Raw genomic sequence first — 237 nt, forward strand, 5'->3', positions numbered from 1 at the left:
TAATATCGCGGGATGGAGCAGTCTGGTAGCTCGTCGGGCTCATAACCCGAAGGTCGTTGGTTCAAATCCAGCTCCCGCAATTTGGTCCATTGGAGCAGTGGTTTATCTCGCCTCCCTGTCACGGAGGAGATCGTGGGTTCAAATCCCACATGGACCGTAAGATGGCTCGGTAGCTCAGTTGGTAGAGCAAAGGATTGAAGCTCCTTGTGTCGGCGGTTCGATTCCGTCCCGCGCCAT

3 tRNA genes are annotated in these 237 nt (G+C 54.9%); all 3 read left to right on the forward strand.

The window, feature by feature from the left end:
* The first annotated feature begins 6 nt into the window (after window positions 1–6).
* The 3 genes from FC37_RS08840 to FC37_RS08850 all read left to right on the forward strand — a co-directional run bounded on the left by FC37_RS08840 (window position 7) and on the right by FC37_RS08850 (window position 236).
* Window positions 7–80, forward strand: a tRNA-Met gene (locus FC37_RS08840).
* Between the two features lie 3 nt (window positions 81–83).
* Window positions 84–157, forward strand: a tRNA-Asp gene (locus FC37_RS08845).
* Window positions 158–163: 6 nt separating this feature from the next.
* Window positions 164–236 (forward strand) — tRNA-Phe (locus FC37_RS08850).
* Window position 237: the final 1 nt, after the last annotated feature.

This window comes from Lactobacillus gallinarum DSM 10532 = JCM 2011 (genome assembly GCF_001434975.1).
Lineage (GTDB): Bacteria > Bacillota > Bacilli > Lactobacillales > Lactobacillaceae > Lactobacillus > Lactobacillus gallinarum.